The sequence below is a fragment of the bacterium genome (assembly GCA_021372515.1).
Lineage (GTDB): Bacteria > Gemmatimonadota > Glassbacteria > GWA2-58-10 > GWA2-58-10 > JAJFUG01.
This window is the reverse complement of sequence record JAJFUG010000085.1, coordinates 1-4,320: the sequence shown is the minus strand read 5'-3', so window position 1 is coordinate 4,320 and position 4,320 is coordinate 1. Positions and strand designations below refer to the sequence as shown.

Annotated in this window: 4 protein-coding genes; all 4 read left to right on the top strand. The window is 68.6% G+C overall.

Annotated features, from left to right (window positions below; genetic code table 11):
- A partial coding sequence (locus LLH00_08795; GenBank protein MCE5271370.1) for a hypothetical protein occupies window positions 1-591 on the top strand: 591 nt, incomplete at its 5' end.
- A gap of 212 nt (window positions 592-803) precedes the next feature.
- Complete coding sequence (locus LLH00_08790) at window positions 804-1,844, top strand: GNAT family N-acetyltransferase (protein MCE5271369.1); 1,041 nt, start codon at window positions 804-806, stop codon at window positions 1,842-1,844.
- Between the two features lies 1 nt (window position 1,845).
- Window positions 1,846-2,559, top strand: a complete 714-nt coding sequence (locus LLH00_08785) for a class I SAM-dependent methyltransferase (GenBank protein MCE5271368.1) — start codon at window positions 1,846-1,848, stop codon at window positions 2,557-2,559.
- The gene (locus LLH00_08780) at window positions 2,556-3,803 is read left to right on the top strand and encodes a glycosyltransferase family 4 protein (protein ID MCE5271367.1); all 1,248 of its coding nucleotides are present in this window, start codon (window positions 2,556-2,558) and stop codon (window positions 3,801-3,803) included. Before LLH00_08785 ends, LLH00_08780 begins: the two co-directional genes overlap by 4 nt.
- Window positions 3,804-4,320 lie beyond the last annotated feature (517 nt).

The window sequence follows — 4,320 nt, the reverse complement described above, 5'->3', positions numbered from 1 at the left end:
CTCAATTTTCAGGAGGACGCCGCGGATGAGAGCCGTTTCAACTACACGGAGGTGAAGCCCCCGGATTTCGGCGGGCTGGCCGCCAACGCCGTGGCCCTGCAAGGGATCGACGCCGCCTGGTTCGCCACGGATGACGGGCTCTGGCGTTATGACATCGCCGTCGGCGCCTGGAAAGTGTTCAACCGCGGCAACAGCGGAATAGCCTCGGACCGGGTGTACGACATCGCCCTGGACCCGGCACGCAAGGTGCTCTGGGCCGCCACGGCCGATGGACTGGCCGCCCTGTCCCTGGCCGATTCGCGCGAGATTCCGGGCGGCCGCGCCAAGGTTATCGCCCGTCCCAACCCCTGGCGGCCGCTCGAGCAGGGCCAGCTCAGCCTGGAGGGCATCCCGCGCTACAGCCGGGTGAGTATCCTCACCGTGAGCGGCGAGACCGTGCGCTCGTTCGAGGCGCGGGAGACCGGCTCGGGAGTGCTGCTCTGGGACGGGACCAACCAGGCGGGACGGGCCTGCGCCGCGGGGGTGTACATCGTTCTGGTCCGCGCGGCGGACGGCTCCACGCTGACCGGCAAGGTGGCCCTGATCCGCTGAGGTTTGCCCGACGGAAACGGCCCGGAATTGTATTTGGGCACGGCATTCCGGGCCGCCACAGGGGGCCGCCCCTACGAAAATATGTTTAAAGAGAGCAGACCCGCCGGGGTGTGTAACGGTAGAGATTGGCAATTAACACGCGGGCGGTCGCAAGGGCCGCTCCCGCACATTCACCTGGATTTGAAAAGCCAAGATAGAGATCGGATTTGTAAATGCCACTCGAACTGGAAGAATATTCTGTCAACGAGATCGAGGCCGAGCGCTGGGATGGCCTCCTGGACAGGGCGGGAAGCTCCAGCCCGTTCCTGCGCCACGCCTGGCTGCGCCTGATCGCCGCGGCCTGGCCCGGCTGGAGCGTGCGGCTGGTGCTGCTGAGCGAGGGCGGCCATCTGGCCGGAGGTTTCCCCTGCGTGGACCGTCGTGACAATTTCAGCCGCCAGTCGCACAGCCTGCCCTGGGGCACCCCGGCCGGCCTGGTGCTGGAGAACCCCTACGACCGCTCCGCCGCCGACCGTCTGGTGGAATACTGGGCCCGCCGTCTGGCCGGCTGCCGCCTGCCCCACCGTCTGGCCATGACTTTCACCGAGGCCCGTCCCGCCGGCCTGGCCTGTTTCGAGAAACGCGGTTTCCGCCCCCTTCTGCAGCGCTCCCTGCTGGTGCCGGTGGCAGGCCGCAACCTGGATGAGTGGGAGGCCTCGCTCAGCGACTCGGTGCGTAACCAGAACCGGCAGGCCATCCGCCGCGGGGCGGTATTCTCGCGGGTGAGTTCCACGGCCGAGGCGCCGGACATACTGCACCTGGCTGCCCTGACCGCGCACCGTCACAGCAGCCCAGGCCCGCAGCTCAGCGCCGATTTCTACCGTCTGTTGCTCGATCCCACCGGCCCGCTGGCCGGCAGCGGCGACCTGGTGCGGGTCTACAGTGTGCGGGTCGGCGACACCCCGGCGGCGTTCAGTGTCTGCCTCACCTGGAAACGCCGTCTCTGGCTCTGGGACTACGGCGCGGACCAGAACCTGTTCCAGGCCCGGCCGAACAACCACATGTACCACCGGGTGATCGTGATGGCGTTCAGCGAGGGCCTGGAGGCGGTGGAGCTGGGAGTGGTGCCGGACGGCGCCGACCGTCTGGCCGATTTCAAGCGCGGCTTCGGTGGGGTTCCCTACGAGCGCCTGACCCTGGTGGGCGCCTCCAACCTGTTCCGCTGTGGGGCGTTCCTGCGACGGGTGCTGCACCGCGGCGCCTGGAGCGGCTGAGATGGGTGCGCCGGGTTCGGCCAACGAGCTCTGGGCGCGCGCTCTCGCTGCCCGACTCCTTCCCGGAGAGCCGTTCCGCTGGGAGCTCTACGAGCAGCGCCTGAGCGAGGTGCTGCCCGGGGCCGGGCTCTGGTTCGACCTGGGCGCGGGCGGCACGGATTTCATCCGCGAAAACGCCGCCCTGGCGGATGGGATAGCGGTGGACCTCACCGCCCCCGCTCACAAATCCGGGCCTTTCGTGCTGGCCGACATCCAGGCCCTGCCGTTCCGCGACCGCTCGGCCGGGACACTCGCCCTGCGTTTCGTGGTCGAGCACCTGGACAAGCCGCACCGCGCCTGGGCCGAATGCGCCCGCGTGCTGCGCCCGGGGGGGCGCCTTCTGCTCATCACCACCAACCGCCTGTCGCCCCTGGTGGCCCTGGCCGCGCTGGTCCCTTCCAGCTTGCGGCGCGCGCTGATAGCCCGGCTCTACCGTGTGCCGCGCGAGGCCGTGCTGCCCACGCACCACCGCTGGAACACCCCGCGCCGGGTGGCGGACTCCCCGGAGGGATTCCGCCTGGAGCGGATCGAATATGTCGAGGCCCTTGACTGGAGCCGCCGCTGGCTGTTCCGCGTGCTGCTGGCCCTGGCCCGTCTGACCCGAAAGCCCGGCCTGCGGCGCTTCCGCAGCAACATCCTGGCCCTCTACGTGCGACAGGAGCAGCCCGTCCCATGAGCGAGCGGCGTTCCGAGAAAATCCTGGTCCTCTACAGCTGGGACCGTCTCTGGTCCCTGGGTCCGGGCAGCGGCAGCCCCGATTTCCATCTGTCGCTGAGCGCGCTGGGTGAGGCTTTCGCGCGGGTGACAGTGGTGCACCCCGCGGGTGCGGGCTGTCTGGCAAGTGAGCTGCCGCCCGGAGTGGAGGCGGTGAGTTTCCCCTGGCCGGAGCGGATTTTCTCGTTCTCGCGTCTGGCCGGGTGCTCCTGGTTGCGCCGCCCGGCCTTTGCCCTGGACTGGCTGCTCAGGCTGGCGACCTATTGGCTTTTCAACTATAAAGCCCGGCGGACCGCCCGGCGCGTTGCATCGACAGATAATTACACTCTGGTGGCGGCATATGGGTTCATGGGAGTGCGCGCGGCGGAGAGTATCGCCCGGAGCCTCGGGGCGCCGCTGATCGTGCGTCTGTTCGGGGTGTCGCTGGGGCTCAAGGGCTGGTCGCGCCTGGTGCGGCTGGCGCAGTTCGAGGAGGTGCTCTCGTTCCGCTGCGCGGCCGCGCGCTGGGTGGTGACCCAGGACGGCTCGGGCGGGGCGGCCGCAGCCGCGCGCCTGGGCGTGCCCCCGGAGCGGGTGGTCAGCCTTCTGTGCGGCGTGGAGCGGCCCTCCGCTACGGCGCAGTCCCCGGACCGCGCCCAATACCGCACCGGCCTGGGCCTTCCCGCCGACTGCCGGGTGGTGCTGCGGGTCTGCCGTCTCTGGGTCCAGCAGCGGGTGGAACGTCTGATCGAGGCCCTGCCCCGGAGCCTTCCCGACGGCGCCCCGGTGGCGGCGGTGCTGGTGGGTGACGGACCCGAGCGGGAACGTCTGGAGCGCCTGGCCACGCATCAGGGCAAGCGCGTGCTTTTCACCGGCGCCCTGACCCAGGCCGAGCTGGTCGTACACTACCAGTGCGCCGACCTCTACGCCGCCACCGCCGACCGCACCAACCTGACCAACAGCGTGCTCGAGGCCCTCTGTCACGGGCTGCCAGTGCTGGCGCTGGAGGTGGGCGAGGTGGGCAAGGTCGTGCGGGACGGGGTCAACGGGCGGCTGGTGGCCTGGAACGGGCCGGCGGGCCTGGAGTCCGCCCTGACCGGTCTATTGGCCGACAGTCACCGGCTGGCGATCCTGGCCGAGGGCGCCCGCCGCACGGCCGCGGAGCTGATCCCGGATTTCGCCGGGCGCAAGCGCCGTGAGGTGGAGGCCTTCAGCCTGGAGGAATAATCCGGTCGCAGGGCCGACTGGTCAGTCGCTCCGCAGAATGGATGAAGCAAGCCGACGTCTCGGATAGCATGACATTTTCTTTTCCGTCGTTACCTGCAAGCGTCCCCAGGACGCCGTTTTTCGGGGGCCGCGCATGTTTGAGCCTCCCGACAAGGTAGCGTGCAAAAGCGCGTGAAATGGTACGGGTGGAAGTTGAACCTGGGTGCGGCGGCGATTCGCGGCAGCGCCGCCCTGCAACGCGCGAGCGGTATCAACACTCCGTAAACACTTAAGATCGAAGCGGAGGCGTGGTCTGGACGAGTTTGCGGCCCCCGCTGGCTTTGCTGCTTTGGCCGAAACCGAAGCAGAACAGAGTCTTTCGTCTTCTCACTGCAACTCCCTAACCGGACATTGCTGGGCAAGACCGAAAGGACGAAACAAGGACGGGCGGACACGCAGATCCGCCCCGCATTTTTACACATTACGGTTTGCCTTGGAACGGCTCGACAGCCTCCGGCCCGGATTGAACCGGCGGGGA